General features: G+C 37.6%; 14 protein-coding genes. 9 read left to right on the top strand and 5 right to left on the bottom strand.

Going from position 1 to position 16,414, the window contains the following annotated elements; translation table 11 throughout:
• Positions 1–4 precede the first annotated feature (4 nt).
• Positions 5–946 (top strand): PorP/SprF family type IX secretion system membrane protein, encoded by a 942-nt coding sequence (locus B5X51_RS13905; protein ID WP_079721800.1) that lies wholly within the window; start codon positions 5–7, stop codon positions 944–946.
• A 12-nt stretch (positions 947–958) separates the two neighbouring features.
• Positions 959–2,578, top strand: coding sequence for an OmpA family protein (locus B5X51_RS13900; protein ID WP_079721799.1), 1,620 nt, complete (start codon positions 959–961; stop codon positions 2,576–2,578).
• 154 nt (positions 2,579–2,732) lie between these two features.
• On the opposite strand, the gene B5X51_RS13895 is transcribed toward B5X51_RS13900, so the two are convergent.
• From B5X51_RS13895 to hpt, 4 genes are all read right to left on the bottom strand, one after another.
• A complete protein-coding gene (locus B5X51_RS13895; RefSeq protein WP_079721798.1) occupies positions 2,733–3,254 on the bottom strand; it encodes a DUF4136 domain-containing protein in 522 nt (173 codons plus the stop codon).
• A gap of 91 nt (positions 3,255–3,345) precedes the next feature.
• The gene (obgE, locus tag B5X51_RS13890) at positions 3,346–4,353 is read right to left on the bottom strand and encodes a GTPase ObgE (protein ID WP_079721797.1); all 1,008 of its coding nucleotides are present in this window, start codon (positions 4,351–4,353) and stop codon (positions 3,346–3,348) included.
• Positions 4,354–4,450: 97 nt separating this feature from the next.
• A complete protein-coding gene (locus tag B5X51_RS13885) occupies positions 4,451–5,029 on the bottom strand; it encodes an adenylate kinase (RefSeq protein WP_079721796.1) in 579 nt (192 codons plus the stop codon).
• 1 nt (position 5,030) lies between these two features.
• Entirely contained in the window at positions 5,031–5,564 is a 534-nt protein-coding gene (gene hpt / locus B5X51_RS13880; protein WP_079721795.1) for a hypoxanthine phosphoribosyltransferase, read from the bottom strand.
• A gap of 118 nt (positions 5,565–5,682) precedes the next feature.
• Between hpt and purK the strand changes: the two genes are divergently transcribed.
• The 4 genes from purK (at position 5,683) to B5X51_RS13860 (ending at position 10,470) form a co-directional block, all read left to right on the top strand.
• Positions 5,683–6,843 (top strand): 5-(carboxyamino)imidazole ribonucleotide synthase, encoded by a 1,161-nt coding sequence (gene purK / locus B5X51_RS13875; RefSeq protein WP_079721794.1) that lies wholly within the window; start codon positions 5,683–5,685, stop codon positions 6,841–6,843.
• A 54-nt stretch (positions 6,844–6,897) separates the two neighbouring features.
• Complete coding sequence (gene purE, locus B5X51_RS13870) at positions 6,898–7,383, top strand: 5-(carboxyamino)imidazole ribonucleotide mutase (protein ID WP_079721793.1); 486 nt, start codon at positions 6,898–6,900, stop codon at positions 7,381–7,383.
• A gap of 268 nt (positions 7,384–7,651) precedes the next feature.
• Complete coding sequence (locus B5X51_RS13865) at positions 7,652–9,685, top strand: M3 family metallopeptidase (protein ID WP_079721792.1); 2,034 nt, start codon at positions 7,652–7,654, stop codon at positions 9,683–9,685.
• 233 nt (positions 9,686–9,918) lie between these two features.
• Entirely contained in the window at positions 9,919–10,470 is a 552-nt protein-coding gene (locus B5X51_RS13860; RefSeq protein ID WP_079721791.1) for a sigma-70 family RNA polymerase sigma factor, read from the top strand.
• Between the two features lie 250 nt (positions 10,471–10,720).
• Here the strand turns inward: B5X51_RS13860 and B5X51_RS13850 are convergent, their stop codons facing one another.
• A complete protein-coding gene (locus B5X51_RS13850) occupies positions 10,721–11,539 on the bottom strand; it encodes a UbiA prenyltransferase family protein (RefSeq protein ID WP_079721789.1) in 819 nt (272 codons plus the stop codon).
• Positions 11,540–11,669: 130 nt separating this feature from the next.
• Between B5X51_RS13850 and gcvP the strand changes: the two genes are divergently transcribed.
• The 3 genes from gcvP (at position 11,670) to B5X51_RS13835 (ending at position 16,275) form a co-directional block, all read left to right on the top strand.
• Positions 11,670–14,516: an aminomethyl-transferring glycine dehydrogenase gene (gcvP, locus tag B5X51_RS13845; protein ID WP_079721788.1), complete on the top strand. Its 2,847-nt coding sequence runs from the start codon at positions 11,670–11,672 to the stop codon at positions 14,514–14,516.
• Positions 14,517–14,685: 169 nt separating this feature from the next.
• Positions 14,686–15,744: a 3-oxoacyl-ACP synthase III family protein gene (locus B5X51_RS13840; RefSeq protein WP_079721787.1), complete on the top strand. Its 1,059-nt coding sequence runs from the start codon at positions 14,686–14,688 to the stop codon at positions 15,742–15,744.
• Positions 15,745–16,275 (top strand): methyltransferase domain-containing protein, encoded by a 531-nt coding sequence (locus B5X51_RS13835; protein WP_079721786.1) that lies wholly within the window; start codon positions 15,745–15,747, stop codon positions 16,273–16,275.
• Positions 16,276–16,414: the final 139 nt, after the last annotated feature.

The raw sequence follows: 16,414 nt of genomic DNA, 5'->3' as shown, positions 1-16,414 counted from the left end.
AGAAATGAAAAAAATAATCACAAAATATTTAATATTCGCAGGCATTATCCTTTTCTCAATTAAAGGTATGGCCCAGCAAGACCCGCTGTTCACTCAGTATATGTATAATATGAGTGTCATAAACCCAGCTTACGCTACCGATGATCCTGGTATGCTTAACCTGGGGGGTATTTACAGATCTCAATGGCAAAATGTTGACGGTGCTCCAAGCACCGCCAACTTCTTTGCCCACACTCCAATTAGTGAAAGGGTAGAACTTGGATTAACCGTAGTTCACGATGAGATAGGTGGTATTGTAAAAGAGAACAATATAACCGCAGATTTCGCTTACGTAATTCCAACTAGCGGAGATAGCAAAATTTCATTTGGTCTAAAAGGTGGTCTTACCACTTTTGACGCAAGCCTTTCAGGTCTACAGGTAAACGATCCTACAGATCCGGCTTTGGAAAATGTAAACGAAGTTTTTCCGGTATTCGGAGTAGGTGCCTTTTGGTTTGGAGACAACTACTATTTAGGTGCTTCGGCTCCTAACTTGTTTACTTCAAAATACATTGAAAACGAACAAGAGATTGCAGCATTAGGCGAAGAGGCAATCCACTACTATTTAACCGGTGGATACGTTTTTCAACTTAATCCAGATCTTAAATTGAAGCCTGCTTTTATGGCAAGAGGTGTTCAAGGTGCTCCATTGGCAGTAGATGTTACCGCCAATGTTTTGTTATACGATAGGTTAGAAGCCGGTATTGGTTACAGATTCAGCGAAACCATCACCGGGCTTGTAAACTTCAAGATTACCCCATCACTACGTGTAGGGTATGCTTATGATCATTTTACTTCAGACTTTGCCAACTATGACTTAGGTGGTACTCACGAAGTAATGTTATTATTTGATCTTGACCTTTTTGGCCTTACTAAAGGATATGACAAATCACCTAGATTCTTCTAAAAACTGAATAATATGAAAAATTTATATAGTACATTTTTTATTCTTTTTATAGGTATAGCTGCTTTTGCGCAAAATGCCGAAATAAAGAAAGCAGATAAAATGTTTGCTCAAAGAGCTTACATTGATGCTGCAGAAGCTTATGAACAAGTTGTAGACAAGAATCAACAGGTTTTACAAAACCTTGGAGACGCATACTTCTACACAAACCAAATGGAAAATGCTGCAGAAGTTTACCGCACGCTTTTCCTTAGACACGAAGAGATCACAGCTCCCGAATATCAATTTCGCTTTGCACATTCTTTACGCGCTATAGGAAACCAGGATGAAGCTAATGAGTACATGAGTGCTTATACTGGTGAAGATATAGATTTTGAGGATTTTTCACGTAATCTAGATACGGTTGCACCTCACGTTTATACTACTGAGCAAATTATGAGCAATAGTGCTTCAGCAGATTTTGGTATTGCTTTTTACGGAGACCGAATCGCTTTCGCTTCCACTAGAAATCAAGAGCGCCCGGTTTATCCTTGGAACAAAAAACCAACATTAGATCTTTATACGGCTGAAATGTCTGAAGATGGTGAACTTAGTGATATCGTGTTATTTTCAGATAAAATTAATACCGATGAACATGAGAGTTCTGCAACTTTTAGCCAGGATGGACAGGTAATGTACTTTGATCGTAACAGCGAAAAAAGAGTGAAGAACGAAGAAGGAGTTAGAGTTGCCCATATTAAAATCTTCCGTGCAGAAATGGTAGATGGTGAATGGAGCAATATTGAAGCGCTTCCTTTTACAAGTGACGAATTCTCTACTGAACACCCAAGCCTAAGTGCAGATGGCAGCAAACTTTATTTCGCTAGCGATATGCCCGGTTCTGAAGGCTCTTTTGATATCTATGTTGTAGATGTGAATGAAGATGGGACTTATGGTGAACCAGAAAATCTTGGTACTGGAATTAACACTCCGCACCGTGAGCAATTCCCTTACATTAGCGAAGAAGGAGTACTTTACTTCGCGTCAGATGGACACCAGGGATTTGGTAACTTAGACGTTTTTAGAACTGAAGGAGATTTCTCTGAAGCTCAAAATCTTGGTAACACCGTAAACAGTGGTCACGATGATTTCGCCTTTGTTATAGATGAAGAGAACGAAAAAGGATACCTTGCTTCAAATCGAAGAGGTTCAGATAACCTTTATGTATTTGCCAGAGAAGATTATGTTCCTCCGGTTGTTGATTTTGATGATAGAGAAACAAATCTTGAAACAGGTAGACAGCAATTAAGAGACGTTGGAAACATTTACTTCGCTTTTGACAAATCAATTATTAAAGAAGAGTCTAAACCAACCCTAGATAAGGTTGTAAATATTATGAACAAGTACCCTGAACTTAAGATCGAAATTGGTTCCCATGCTGATGCAAGAGGTTCAGATAAATATAATATGGCACTTTCTGAGAGACGTGCAGCTTCTACTTTAGAATACTTAGTTGAAAACGGTATAGACCGCAGTAGATTAACTTCTAAAGGTTATGGAGAAAGCATGCCACTTAACGACTGTACGCAGCCTACAGGATGTACTGTTGAACAATATGCGAAAAACAGACGTAGCGAATTCACTATTATGAATTAATGCTGAAAAAAATGAAAGTTCAAGTATAGATCTTTCATTAGGTTAGCTACTAACTAACCAACCAAAATGTGAAAAGCCCCGGAACGTTCCGGGGCTTTTTTATTACTTAAACTTTAAACCTCATTGAAAAATAAATCCGATCATTTAAAAAAAGCTAATTCCCGGGAGGATATCCTTCCAGAGCCTTTTTAACGATCCTATCAAACATTGCCCTACGTTCCTCTGGTGATGCATTAGTATTCATTTTTGTTTCCACGATAGCCTGCCAAACCAAAGAATCTTCAGCTACGTCTATAAAGTCTATAGTAACCTCCAGAAAAACAGTATTATTCTCTAAAGGAATCCCTCCGGAGACTCCTACTCCTCCACTTCTACCGCCTCCGCCAACACCAATTCCAATACTACTTCGATTTTGATCCCTAAACTCTCTGGAATATGTATTTACATACACCTCTGGTTCTTCGGAAGTTGAAAAGCCTTTGCTCTCCATTCCATTTTTTAAACTGGTAATAAGTCGGGTTTCATCTAATTGGGACAATCCGGATTGAAAATCGGGAAAAAGTTGATAGGTTTTATAATTATTGAAACTTACTGTATCATCATAATCGTATACAGCTCTAGGTGTATTGCAGGAGGAAAGCAAGGCAAAAACAAAAAGTAATCTTAGTAGTTTCATGAGATTGAGTATTTAATTTTTACAAAAAAAGCAGCGTAGAAATACATCTACGCTGCTTAAATTTAAACAAAAACTATACAGAAAACTATTTCTAAGAAGTCTCCTTATTTAGCATTTCCCATAGCCTATCTTTAAGCTCGGTTAAGCCCTGTTGCGCCACCGAAGAGATAAACAGGTATGGAGCTCCTAAATTTTTATCTAATTCATGCTTCATTTCCAATTTCAATTCAGCGTCTAACATATCGCTCTTAGAAATAGCGATAAGCCTGTCTTTATCTAACATTTCAGGATTATACCTTCGCAACTCATCCAGCAGAATTTCGTATTGTTCAGAAATATTAGTTGCATCTGCCGGGATTAAAAATAAGAGTGTAGAATTTCTTTCAATATGTCTTAAAAACCGGTGTCCAATTCCTTTTCCTTCTGCAGCACCTTCAATAATTCCAGGAATATCTGCGACAACAAAAGTTTTAAAATCGCGGTACTCTACAATTCCCAGATTAGGTTTTAAAGTAGTAAATTCATAATCAGCAATTTTAGGCTTTGCTGCAGTAATTACCGATAACAAAGTAGATTTTCCGGCATTAGGGAAGCCAACCAAACCAACGTCTGCTAAAACTTTTAATTCCAGAGTAATATCTACTTCTGCACCATCAATTCCGGGTTGCGAGTATCTGGGTGTTTGATTTGTAGAACTTTTAAAATGCCAGTTACCACGGCCACCCATTCCACCTTCAGCAACAAGATATTCTTTTCCGTCTTCGGTGATCTCATGAATAATCTTTTGAGTCTCGGTATCTCTAATAACGGTCCCTAAAGGCACCTCAATAAACTGATCTGAACCTTCTGCACCACTACTACGCTGTTTACTTCCATTCCCACCGTGTTCAGCACGAATATGTCTTTTAAATTTTAAATGATAAAGTGTCCAAAGGTTTTTGTTCCCTTTCACAATCACGTGGCCGCCACGGCCGCCATCTCCTCCATCGGGTCCACCTTTCGCAACGTATTTCTCGCGGTGTAGGTGAGAAGATCCACTACCTCCTTTACCGGAAGCTACGTGTATCTTTACATAATCAACAAAATTCCCTTCAGTCATATTTTTTAAAAATTTAATCAACCTCTGGACGAGTCCAGAAGCCATACATTTTATAATTTCGTAACCAGCACCGTTTAATTAAAGCCTCAAAGAGAGATTAAGCCTGCAGCTTATCAATGACAGCACTCAATCTTTGGGTAATTTCTTCAATAGAACCCACTCCATCTACGCCGTAATATTTATCTTGTTTTTGATAATACTCTTTAAGAATTGCGGTTTCATTATAATAAACCTTTATCCTGTTTCTTATTACTGATTCATCAGCATCGTCTTTTCTCCCGGAAGTTTTCCCTCTTTCTAATAGTCGGTCTACCAAAATCTCATCATCAACCTCTAAAGCGACCATTGCAGTTACTTCGGTATTTTTTGATTCCAAAAACTCAGCTAAAGCATCTGCCTGAGCCGCCGTTCTTGGGAAACCGTCAAAAATAAATCCGTTAGCTCCTTCATTTTTATCAACTTCAGCATTCAACATCTGTATGGTAACCTCATCAGGAACCAATTGACCTTTATCTATAAAAGATTTTGCATTTAGGCCTAATTCGGTTTTATTCTTAATGTTATATCTAAACACATCTCCTGTAGAGATATGAACAAGTTGATATTTTTCCTTTAAGATGTCTGCCTGAGTTCCTTTGCCGGCACCTGGAGGGCCAAACAAAACCAAATTTGTCATGTTATTTTTCTTTACGTTTATAGACTTGTGTAAGATTACGTCCTAAACCATCATAGTCAAGACCATAACCAACAATAAATTTATTGGGGATTTCTATCCCTTTATATTTAATATTAAAATCCTTTTTATAAGCTTCAGGTTTGTAAAAAAGGCTGGCAACTTCATAATTATTAACCTGCTCTTTCTCTAAAATCTTATTGATCTCTTCCAGCGTATTACCAGTATCTACAATATCTTCAAGCAAAATTATTTCCCTGCCTTTTAAAGATTGATTCAAGCCAAGAAGCGTTTTCACATTACCGGTTGTTCGCGTTCCCTGGTAAGAACCTAATTTCACAAAACTTACCTCGCAATTTCCAGAAAATCTTTTTATCACCTCACTGGCAAACATAAAAGAACCATTAAGCACCCCTAAGAAAATAGGATTAGCATCCAGATAATCTTCATTAAGTTTTTGGGCTACTTTATCTATGGCCAAGTTAATCTCCTCCTCCGAAATGTAGGGCTCAAATTCTAAATCGTGTAGTTTTATCAAATCTGAAAAATTTTAAAAGGCAAAGATAAGGATTCTTAATAACCCAAACTGCCAGATTTCCATAAGAATAATAGCACAACTTAAGCTAAAAATTTATTTTTGCTGAAACTTTTACGCTATGATCAATTATTTTTCTACAAACTTTAAATTAGGAATACTTGGCGGCGGGCAGTTGGGCAAAATGATGCTCTACGAAACTCGCAAATATGACATTCAAACCAATGTTTTGGAGCCAAATCCTGAAGCACCCTGCAAAATTGCCTGCGATTATTTTGAAACCGGGGATCTTATGGATTTTGATACCGTAGTTAACTTCGGAAGAAAAGTAGACGTCCTCACCTTTGAAATTGAAGGAGTAAATATTGAAGCACTAAAACAATTAGCCAAGGAAGGGATTAAAACCTATCCTTCGGCTGAAACTTTAGAAAAAATACAGAATAAAGGAATCCAGAAGAATTTCTATAAAAAACATCAAATCCCAACGGCTGATTTTGAAGTTTTTGCAACAAAAAAAGAATTGACTACTGCCCTAGAAAATGATAAAGTCAACTTCCCTTTTGTTTGGAAAAGCACTACAGGTGGTTACGATGGTAAAGGAGTTTCTGTGATAAAAAACAAAGAAGCTTTAAACGACCTTCCCGACGCCGAATGTATAGCTGAAACCCTTGTTCCTTTTAAAAATGAACTAGCGGTGATTGTGGCGAGATCTGCTTCAGGTGAGGTTAAAACCTATCCCGTTGTAGAGATGGAATTTCACCCCACGGCAAACCAGGTGGAATATGTGATTTGCCCAGCCAGAATTGAAGATTCCGTAGCAACAAAAGCAAGGAAGCTTGCAGTTAAAGTTTCCGAGGCATTTGAACATGTAGGATTACTGGCTGTAGAAATGTTTCAGACAGAAAATGATGAAATCCTGGTAAACGAAGTTGCACCAAGACCTCACAACAGCGGCCATTACAGCATTGAAGCAAGTTATACCAATCAATTTGAACAACATATTCGCGCTATTTTAGATCTTCCGCTAGGAACAACAGAGAGTAAAGTTGGCGGAATTATGGTAAATTTAGTTGGCGATGCAGCTCACGAAGGGGATGTGGTTTATGAGAATATTGAAAAAATAATGAAGATGACCGGCGTGACACCGCATATTTACGGTAAAAAAATCACTCGCCCTTTTAGAAAAATGGGGCACGTAACCATTGTTAACAAAGACCTTGCAGAAGCAAGAAAAATTGCCGAAGAGGTAAAGAATTCCATTAAAGTTATTTCTAAAAAATAATATATACCTCACAGGTTTTGGAAATATGTGAGGTATTGATAACCATAAAAATTTATGAGCAAAGTAGCAGTAATAATGGGTAGCACCAGTGATTTACCGGTAATGCAAGATGCCATAGACATCCTGGAAGGTTTTGATCTGGAAGTAGAAGTAGATATCGTTTCTGCTCACCGCACCCCCGAAAAATTATTTGAATACGGTAAAACCGCACATGAGCGCGGGATTAAGGTAATTATTGCCGGTGCAGGCGGCGCAGCTCACCTACCGGGAATGATAGCATCACTATCCCCACTTCCAGTAATTGGGGTGCCGGTAAAATCCAGCAACTCTATAGATGGCTGGGATTCTGTATTATCTATTTTACAAATGCCAGGCGGAGTACCGGTTGCCACTGTAGCATTAGATGGAGCGAAAAATGCAGGAATTCTTGCGGCACAAATTATAGGCACTTCAGATAAGTGTACTTTAGATAAGATTCTAGTCTATAAAGAAGGACTTAAAGAAAAAGTAATTGAAGGTGCAAAAAAGGTGAAAAAATAACAAAAGCCACGTCTTGCGACGTGGCTTTCTATGTAGTAGACTTACCTAAATCTGTAAAAAATTATTTATTAACCATTCTAAATATTTAAACCAGAAAACTTTAAAACTACTACAATATTTTAAGTGCCGAATATACTATTTTTCACATAAAAATACTGTTTTGTGTTAAAAAAAGCACTTAAAAACGTCAAATTTAGGTTAAGTACAGATGCCATCTCGCTAATTCTATGCTTAATGAATAAATTGCACAAAAAACAACCTAGACATAATGAATACCGAAAATAATCCACTTTTAAAGGAATTTGATCATGCTCCTTTTTCAAAAATTAAGACTGAGCATTTTAAACCCGCAATAATTAAGGGCATAGAAATGGCTCGGGAAGAAATCAATGCGATCGCATCAAATGCCAATGAAGCTACTTTCCCAAATACCATTGAAACTTTAGAGTTTTCAGGAGAAAAATTAGATAGGGTAACCAGTATATTTTTCAATCTTAATTCTGCGGAAACCAATGAGGAAATTCAGCAAATTGCCCAGGAAGTTTCTCCGCTTTTATCAGAATTTAGGAATGATATTATTCTAAATAAAGCACTTTTTGAAAAAGTAAAAGCAGTTTACGATAAGAAAGACCAGCTTGACCTGAATACCGAGCAAAAAACGCTTTTAGACCGAAAATACAAGGCTTTCTCCAGAAACGGAGCCAACTTGCCTATAGAAAAGCAAAATGAGCTTAGGGATATCGATAAAAAACTTTCAAAATTAAGCCTTGATTTTGGCCAAAATGTACTTGCCGAAACAAATAAATTCGAATTACATCTTACCGATGAAAATGATTTAAAAGGGCTGCCGGAAAGTTTTAAAGAAGAAGCTGCCCAAGTAGCATCTTCCAAAGAGAAAGAAGGCTGGATCTTCACCCTTGAATATCCAAGCTACCTGCCATTTATGAAATATGCCGAAAACAGAGAACTGCGTAAACAAATGGCTCTGGCTTTTGGTGCTAAAGGATTTCACGGGGATGAGCTGGACAACCAGGAAAATGTATTACAAATTGCAAAATTAAGATTTGAAAGAGCGCAACTTTTAGGTTATAAAACCCACGCCCACTTTGTATTGGAAGAGCGTATGGCCGAAACTCCGAAAAAAGTAAATAGCTTTTTAGAAGAAATCCTAGAAAAAGCCAAACCTGCCGCTGAGCGCGAATTTGCAGAATTAGAAAATTTCGCAAAAGATCTGGACGGAATTGACCAATTACAAAAATGGGATGCCGCTTTTTACAGCGAAAAATTAAAGCAGAAGTTATTTAATCTAGATGACGAAAAGCTGAAACCTTATTTTAAACTTGAGAATGTAATAGACGGTGTATTTACTGTAGCTCAAAAACTTTACGGCTTGAGTTTTAAAGAAGTTTTTGATGTAGATAAATATCATGAAGATGTAAAAACCTACCGGGTACTTGATGAGAACAACAAAGATATGGCTCTTTTTTATGCCGATTTTCATCCAAGACCGGGAAAAAGAGATGGTGCCTGGATGACGGGTTACAAATCGCAATACAAAAAAGAAGGCCGGGAAGAGCGCCCACATATTTCCATTGTATGCAACTTCACCAAACCTTCTAAAAAGCAACCTTCTTTATTAACTTTTAATGAAGTTACCACCCTTTTCCACGAATTTGGCCACGCACTTCACGGCATTTTGGGAGATACTGAATATCCAAGTTTATCGGGTGCGAATGTATATTGGGATTTCGTAGAACTTCCAAGTCAGTTATTAGAAAACTGGTGTTACGAAAAAGAAGCCCTTCAGTTGTTCGCCAAACATTACGAAACCGGGGAAGTAATTCCTATGGAATTGATTCAGAAAATAAAAGAATCGGCTAATTTCCAGGAAGGAATGGCTACGGTAAGACAATTGAGCTTCGGGATGTTAGATTTAAGCTGGCATGGGGTAGATCCTTCAGCAATTAAAGATGTTAAAGCAAACGAAGACGAAGCTTTTGAGCGCACAAAGTTATTTCCAAATGTTACTGAAAACTGTATGAGCACGGCCTTCTCTCATATTTTCCAGGGTGGATATTCTGCAGGTTATTATTCCTATAAATGGGCAGAAGTATTGGACGCCGATACCTTTGAGTATTTTCAGCAAAATGGAATTTTTAGCAGGGAAGTCGCTAATAAGTTTAGAACAAATATACTTTCCCAGGGCGGAACAGATCACCCAATGACACTTTATAAGAAATTCCGTGGAAAAGAACCAAAACCAGATGCATTATTAAAACGCGCCGGATTAATTGAGAAGTAAGTTCAGTAAGAAGGTTGTCTAATACACCTTCGTGTTGTCAAGCTGAACTTGTTTCAGCTTGACAACACGTTTTAAATAATAATATCTTAGATCCTGAAATAAATTCAGGATGACGATTATTTCAGACAACCTTTTTTCTTTTTTAATCAATTCCAACTTAAAAACCTTATAGAATCTATAACTTATAAAGTCAAATACTTTTGCTAATTTTGATTTGTTCTTGATAAAAGCCTATGCCAACTCATAAACTCGATCCTAAAAAATGGGTGGATAAATATTCAGATTACCTATTCAATTACGCTATTGTTAGAGTTAACGATCGCGAAGTGGCAAACGACTTAATATCCGAAACATTTCTAGCGGGTCTTAATTCTAAAGACAATTTTGAAGGAAGAGCAACAGAACGAACCTGGCTTATTTCAATCTTAAAGCGAAAAATAATAGATCATTACCGAAAAACAAACTCTATAAAAGGCCAGGCTGAAGTTCGCATTAATTATTCAGATTCTGAAAACAATGGCGATTGGTTAGAGGAACAGGTAGCCGATACTTTTGATCGTACTGCCGAGGATAATATGGAGAACACCGAACTTGGAATGGCTATTTTAGAATGCCTGGATCAAATAAACGAAAAGCACGCCGCCATCTTTAAAATGAAAACTATTGATGAAGCTGATACTGAGGCGGTATGTAAAGAATTCAATATTAGTCCGTCTAACCTTTGGGTAATCATTCACAGGGCACGCACCGCATTGGCCGCCTGCCTCGAAAAAAACTGGTTCTAAAATATGCCGAAAAGAAAATTTTTTATTTTTGACTGTTCAAAAGCCGAAAACTGCTGCGACAAAAGTCAATATAACGAGGCTGGAATACGCGAAAAGATCTCTATGTTAATGCACTTGCTTTTATGCAGACCTTGCCGCAAGTACACCTCTAAAAACACAAAACTCACCCATTTAATAAAAAAATCTAACCTCAAAACCTGTTCTGAACAAGAGAAAAAAGTCTGGAAAAAGAGTCTGGAAAAAGAGATGGCTAAAAAAGAATCTTAATTAGCACCAAACAGAATAGCCAGAATACCGGTATTCCCTCTACCCAAAAAGCCGAATAATATAAACCCTGGTTAACTTTGGCAGCTTTAATAAAATATGCCGAAATTAATAAGGTAAGACTTAAAGCAATTAAGTTGATTACTGAAAAAGAAGATTTTAAAAAATCAAGAAACAGGATAATTCCCAGTAAAATATAACCGATTTTTCTAGTATTTATTATTCCAATTTGCTGCGGAATCGTATTTAAATTTCCAGAATCAAATTTCAAATCCCTTATCTCAAAAGGAAGTGTTATTGCGATCACAAAGAAAAATCGCTGAAAAAAGGTGAGGCTGATTTCCTTTAAATTAACCTGATCCATCAAGGGTAAAATAACAGTCACTCCGGCCCAAACCACGGCAATAATAAAAATTTTAATACCCCCAATATTTCTAAGATTTTGCCTGTTTTTCCCTAAAGGAATAGCATACAGCAAAGTAAATATGCCTAAAATAGCTGAAGCTAAAAGTATTTTTAATTCCTGCTGAAATGCAAAATATAGTAAAGCCAGAAAGCAAAAAAACGAGAAAATCTGAATCAGTTTTAGGTTTCGGGCAAGGCTGGCGTGATGCAGTTTAGCGATACCGGCATACTTCACAAAATTATAGCCGGTAATGCTTCCGAAGAAAATAAAAAAAAGCAGTTTTATATCAATTTTAATATTGAATTCCAGGAAGCTTATTAAGCTTAACGAAACCACGGCCAAAGCCACGTGCAGACTACTATTTATATAGAAATCCAATATATTTTTAAAACGCTGCATTCTGCTAAATTAATCATTCTTATCGCATCCAAAACTGACGTTATAAATCTTAACAAGTGTATACGGCTAATCACTAAAAAATTACGTTTAAAATATGTACTTTTGCAGCACAAAACACAACTTTATTTTAATGAGAACAGATTCTTTTGCCCTACGCCATATTGGCCCCAGAGAAAGCAATCTCCAGGCAATGTTGGACACCATTGGTGTAGATTCGTTAGAACAGTTAATATACGAAACCATCCCCGACGATATTCGTTTAAAATCACCCTTAAATTTACCTGCTGCACTTAGCGAAAATCAATATGCCGAGCATATTGGGAAACTAGCTGCAAAAAACAAGGTTTTTAAAAGCTATATAGGACTTGGTTATCACCAGGGAATCCTACCGGCGGTGATTCAACGAAATATTTTGGAAAACCCGGGTTGGTATACGGCCTATACTCCCTACCAGGCAGAAATCGCCCAGGGAAGACTGGAAGCTTTATTAAATTTCCAGACCATGGTAAGTGACCTTACCGGGATGGAAATTGCCAATGCATCGCTCTTAGATGAGTCTACTGCTGCGGCAGAAGCTATGGGACTTTTATTCGCTGTTCGCGATCGAAAGCAAAAGAAAAATGAAGTAAATAAATTCTTTGTTTCTGAACAGGCGTTGCCGCAAACCATAGATCTTATTAAAACGCGTGCCGATTTTATGGGCATCGAGCTTGTGGTTGGCAATCACGAAGAATTTGATTTTAGTGATAAATTCTTTGGAGCTTTAGTGCAATATCCAGGCAAATACGGACAGGTTTTTGACTATGCCGATTTTGTTTCAAAATGTAAAGATGCTGAAATAAAAGTAGCCGTAGCAGCCGATATTTTGAGTTTGGTTAAACTACAGGCACCAGGAGAACTTGGTGTAGATGTAGTTGTGGGAACCACTCAGCGTTTTGGAATTCCATTAGGTTATGGAGGTCCTCATGCAGCTTATTTTGCTACTAAAGAAGAATATAAAAGAAACCTTCCGGGAAGAATTATTGGGGTAACCAAAGATCTTGATGGCAACCACGCATTAAGAATGGCGCTCCAAACCCGAGAGCAGCATATTAAACGTGACCGCGCTACTTCTAACATTTGTACCGCGCAGGTTTTACTGGCTGTAATGGCAGGAATGTATGCAGTTTATCACGGGCCCAATGGCCTAAAATATATTGCTGATACCGTTCATTTTTCTACAGTTACTTTAGCTGAAGAACTTAAAAAAATGGGTATTAAGCAGCTTAATTCAGCTTACTTTGATACGCTTCAGGTTAAAGCTGATGCTCAGAAAATTAAAGCTGAAGCCGAAAAGAATGAGATTAATTTCTATTATCCAGATGCAGAAACGGTTTGTATTTCTTTAAATGAAACAACAACCCAGGAAGACATCAATAATATTTTGAAAGTTTTCGCTACAGTTTCAGGTGAAAAAACTACTGAAATTGAAAGCTTAAAAGAGGAATCAGCAATTCCTTCTGCATTACAGAGAAAAACTGAATTTTTAACGCATAAAGTCTTCAACCTTTACCATTCAGAAACTGAATTGATGCGTTATATCAAGAAACTGGAACGCAAAGATCTTTCTTTAAACCAGTCTATGATTTCGCTTGGAAGCTGTACCATGAAATTAAACGCGGCTTCAGAAATGCTTCCTTTAAGCAATCCGCAATGGGGAAATATTCACCCATTTGTACCGGTAGAACAAGCTGAAGGTTACCAGATCGTATTAAAAAAACTGGAAGATCAATTAACCGAGATCACCGGATTTTCTGCTACATCTCTTCAGCCAAATTCTGGTGCGCAAGGGGAGTACGCAGGTTTAATGACCATTAGGGCTTACCACGAATCTAAAGGTGAAGGTCATAGAAATATATGTTTAATTCCATCTTCGGCTCACGGTACCAACCCAGCTTCTGCAGTAATGGCGGGAATGAAAGTGGTGGTAACGAAGGCCACGGAGAACGGAAATATAGATGTAGACGATCTTCGCGAGAAGGCGATAAAACATAAAGACAACCTTGCCGCTTTAATGGTAACCTATCCATCTACCCACGGGGTTTTTGAATCGGCGATTAAAGAAATCACGCAAATTATTCACAATAATGGCGGGCAGGTTTATATGGATGGTGCAAATATGAACGCCCAGGTTGGTTTAACCAATCCTGGAGTAATTGGCGCCGATGTTTGTCACTTAAACCTACATAAAACTTTTGCAATTCCTCACGGAGGCGGTGGCCCGGGAGTTGGACCAATTTGTGTTGCAGAACAATTAAAACCATTTTTACCAGGAAACCCGGTAATAAAAACCGGTGGAGAAAATGCTATTGGTGCAATTTCTTCGGCACCCTGGGGCTCTTCTTTGGTTTGCCTTATTTCTTATGGTTACATAACCATGTTAGGCAGCAAAGGACTTCAAAAAGCTACAGAATATGCCATCCTTAATGCTAATTACATAAAAGAGCGCTTAAACGAACATTACAAAACATTATATTCTGGAGAACGCGGTCGCGCTGCTCACGAGATGATCTTAGATTGTCGCCCATTTAAAGTAAATGGAATTGAAGTAGTAGATATTGCCAAGCGATTAATAGATTATGGCTTCCACGCTCCTACGGTATCTTTCCCGGTGGCAGGAACTATGATGATAGAACCTACCGAAAGTGAAAGCAAAGCTGAACTCGATAGATTCTGTGATGCATTAATTTCTATTAGACAGGAAATTGAAGAACTGGATAGCGACGAAGACAACATACTTAAAAACGCTCCGCATACAATTACCATGCTAACGGCAGATGAATGGAAGTTTTCTTACACAAGAGAAAAAGCGGCTTACCCGCTAAATTATGTGTCAGAAAATAAATTCTGGCCTAGCGTAAGACGTGTAGATGAAGCCTTTGGTGATAGAAATCTTATGTGCACCTGCCCTCCTATAGAGGAATATATGGATGCATAATAAAAAAAATGCCTGAAAATTTTCTTCGGAATCATTTCTGATACAAAATTTTCGGGCTTCTTTTAATTTGGTGATTTTCATCACGTTTCAGTTTATTTTTCCATTTTACTTAAAGCTCATTATATTTGTAATTAGTACATTCGGAGTTTAATCTTAATTTAAAAGTCAGATGAATATTAAAATTACCGGCACAGGTAGTTATATCCCTAAAGTTATAACCGCAAATGCTGACTTTGACAATCATGAATTCTACAATCTTGACGGAACAGGGTTTCCGCAGGATAACAAAACAACTATTGCTAAGTTTAAAGCGATTACAGGCATTGAAGAGCGTCGTTATTTGGAGGAAAATTTAAACACTTCAGATATGGCTGTTATTGCAGCCCAAAAAGCTTTGGAAGATGCCGGGACAGATCCTGAAACTTTAGATTATATTATTGTAGCTCACAATTATGGCGATGTTAAACACGAAAGCATACAAAGCGATACCGTACCCAGTATAGCTACAAGGGTTAAATATCATTTGCGTATTAAAAATCCAAAATGTGTGGGTTATGATGTGCTTTTTGGATGTCCGGGCTGGATTGAAGGACTCATCCAGGCACAGGCATATATAAAAGCCGGAATGGCAAAAAAATACCTGGTAATTGGCGCTGAAGCTTTATCTCGAGTGGTAGATAAACACGACCGCGATTCCATGATCTTTTCTGATGGTGCCGGCGCTGCTATATTAGAGGAAACCGAAGATGAAGGTGGAATTCTTGCACATGAATCTGGAACTTACGCTTTTAACGAAGCTAATTATATTTACTTCGGAAAATCTAACCGATCTGAAGCACCAGAGGATCTACGATATATTAAAATGAATGGCCGTAAAATTTATGAATTTGCCTTGATGAACGTTCCTGCGGCAATGAAAACCTGTTTAGAGAATAGCGGAAAAAATATTAAAGACTTAAAAAAGGTATTTATTCATCAGGCAAACGAAAAGATGGATGAAGCCATCATTAAGCGTTTTTATAAACTTCACAAACTTGAAGCCCCTGAAAGAGTAATGCCAATGACTATACAGGAGCTTGGGAATAGCAGTGTAGCTACAGTTCCTACACTTTACGATCTTGTATTGAAAAATAAAATTGCAGACCAACAACTTGAAAAAGGTGATGTGGTTATGTTCGCCAGTGTTGGTGCCGGGATGAATGTGAATGCAATAGTTTACCAATACTAAATGTACGAAAACAGCTTCCCCAACAAACGATATAAAGAAACTTTAGCGTTTTTAGAAGCTAATGTACCCGCCCCTGAGCAAGTTCTGGATTTAGGCGTAAAAAATCCTTTTTCAGAAATTATGGAAAAACATAATTACAGGGTGCAAAATACTGAAGGTGAAGATTTAGACTTAAATACCAAAGCCGTAGAAACTAATGCGTATAATGTGGTAACCGCATTCGAAATTTTCGAACACCTTGTTTCTCCTTACAATGTGCTATCAAATATCAAGGCCAATAAATTAGTAGCTACCGTCCCGCTTAAATTGTGGTTTTCCAGTGCTTATCGTAGCAAAACAGATATGCGGGATAGGCATTACCACGAGTTTGAAGATTGGCAATTCGATTGGCTTTTAGAAAAAGCAGGATGGAAAATTATTAGCAGAAAAAAATGGACCAATCCTGTAAACAAATTGGGAATAAGACCTGTTTTAAGGTATTTTACCCCTAGATATTACGCCGTTTATGCTGAAAGGATAGTCTCACGATAGTGGTGAAATTTTTCCGCTAATGCAATTCCCGCTTTAATTTCTCAAAATTTTGCGCCTTTTTAAGGCTTCAAATCGAAGTTGTAAAGACTTTTTTTTTAAATTTAGGATAGAGTACGATATATAATGCGACGCTTTTTGA

The sequence above is a fragment of the Salegentibacter holothuriorum genome, from assembly GCF_900168045.1.
GTDB classification, from domain to species: domain Bacteria; phylum Bacteroidota; class Bacteroidia; order Flavobacteriales; family Flavobacteriaceae; genus Salegentibacter; species Salegentibacter holothuriorum.
The sequence above is the reverse complement of the archived record's forward strand: the minus strand, read 5'-3'. Positions and strand labels throughout refer to the sequence as shown.